Raw genomic sequence first — 2,088 nt, forward strand, 5'->3', positions numbered from 1 at the left:
GTCGCGGAAAACTGCGTTTTTTGCTTGCGTCCTTTAGTGTATCGCGATACATTAAGGACATGAGGAAGGGACACCACCCCGACCTCATATTCCGAAACCCCATAGGAGGCTCACCCTATGTCTTTTCTTTCTCGCGTTAGCGCACACCGTCACGCTCAGCCGCTCACCGATGAGCAGTTGCAGAAACTCGCCCCGAGCATTTTTGCCGAGGCAAAGCATGAATCGCGTTCCGATCGTTACACCTACATTCCCACCATCGAGGTGGTGCGCGGTCTCCGGTCTGAGGGATTTTTCCCGGTCATGGCGCGGCAAGGAAACTCTCGTATCCCCGGCAAGGCCGACTACACGAAACACCTTATCCGGTTCCGGCACATGGACCACGGCCCCATGTATGAGAACCTTGGCGACCTTTACCCCGAGGTTGCGCTGCTTAACTCCCACGATGGCACATCAGCCTATAAAATCATTGCTGCCATGATGCGCCTTGCCTGCCTGAATGGCATGGTGGTGCAGGATGCACGACTGGCAGAGATTTCCGTTCCGCACAAAGGCACAGTGACGGATAAGGTCATTGAGGGCTCTTACACGGTTCTGGACGAGAGCCGGAAAGCCCTTGAGATTGCCGGGGAATGGTCCGGCAAGACCCTCACCGAGCGGCAGCAGAAGGGCTTTGCCGAGGCTGTCCACATCGCCAAGTATGGCGACGACGCCGAGCGGATGCCTTTCACGCCTGAAAGCTATCTCCGCACACGCCGCGCAGCGGATCAGGGCGCAGACCTTTGGCGGGTTGCCAATCGCGTGCAGGAAAGCGCCATTCGTGGCGGTATGACCGGCTTCCGTTGGGATGAAGACGGACGCAACCGCAAGCGCGTCACCGCTCGCCCCGTCAAGAGCATTGACGGCGATATTAAGCTGAACAAGGCCGTCTGGCATCTTGCTCAAATGCTGTCCGATCACGCGGCTTAATCGGAAAGGCGGCATGTCCCTGACATGCCGCCCCATTCAGAAGGAGCGGAAAATGCCCGTCTTTCATCTTGATTATGTCCGGCGCGAGATCACCAGCGGAGCGCAGACCTTTGCCGTTACGGCCCCCGATCTGGACACCGCGCGCGCTATTCTTTCCGATCTGATCGAACAGTCAGACGAGAAACTGTGGAAAGTCCATTACCCACGGGATGCAGCGGTAACGGCCCCCGAAGTAGAGGGAGCCGTTTACCCGTTCGAGCCAGAGGACGACGTGACGACAGAAACCGGAATTGCGGTCATGTCGTCAGATGGGCGGAGAACGCTGATTCCGCATGACGAAGCCGCGCAATATCTCGCCAGTCTAGGAGAGGCAGCAAAAGCCTTTCTGAGCAGCGCCAACGGCGCAGGAGAACGCGACGTGTTTGCGCTGGTTCACACGCTTGACACTTTGCAGCGTGACCGCGCCCGTATGCTGGACGCGGCAGCCTCGGCCCCACAGGAGGCTTGAGGCGCGGCCTGGCCGGGATGCCCCGGCCAGGCAAACGGAAGACCGCTCGCGCGGTCTGCCTATGATGTGCGGCCTTTGGCCGCTCATTTCCAGATTGATAACTCGCGCCATACAGCGCGCGCCAGATCCGGCCAAGAGTGCGAACAGCGCACACCGTACGGGCGGGCATGGCCGGTTTCTCTCGGGGTTCTCGAAAATCAGGATGCAGAGGCTATGCGCTCGCCGGTGTCTTGCAAACCGCAAGCGGTTGCTTCGCTTCGCTGAGCCCCTGCGGGTGCAAGACCCCTCACAGCGACCGCATAAAATGCCCCTGCGATTTTCGATCACCCAAGGAGAAACCTATGACACTTTCAGAAGCCGCACGGTCAATGCTCACCTTTCTGACTCGCACACTTGGCCGGGTCTGGAAGCGAAACGCTGTCAGTTTGAAACTGACAGTTTCGATCCCGCCATTCATCAAGCTGGAAATCAAAACAGAGCCATATCGCCCAAAAGGCGCAGATCGGTAATCATGGGCGGCCTACGGGTCGCCTTCCCTTCTTTCTCTCTTGCCTTCTTTCTTTATTTTTGAAGTAGGGCGAAAGAGGATGCGGGGCAGGCCAGCCCTGGCGGGC

General features: G+C 58.4%; 2 protein-coding genes. Both read left to right on the top strand.

The window, feature by feature from the left end; translation table 11 throughout:
- The first annotated feature begins 117 nt into the window (after positions 1 to 117).
- Positions 118 to 966: a DUF932 domain-containing protein gene (locus JK213_RS15740; RefSeq protein WP_211571898.1), complete on the top strand. Its 849-nt coding sequence runs from the start codon at positions 118 to 120 to the stop codon at positions 964 to 966.
- Between the two features lie 52 nt (positions 967 to 1,018).
- Complete coding sequence (locus JK213_RS15745; protein WP_211571899.1) at positions 1,019 to 1,474, top strand: hypothetical protein; 456 nt, start codon at positions 1,019 to 1,021, stop codon at positions 1,472 to 1,474.
- Positions 1,475 to 2,088: the final 614 nt, after the last annotated feature.

Source organism: Gluconobacter sp. Dm-44, from assembly GCF_018256175.1.
Lineage (GTDB): Bacteria > Pseudomonadota > Alphaproteobacteria > Acetobacterales > Acetobacteraceae > Gluconobacter > Gluconobacter cadivus.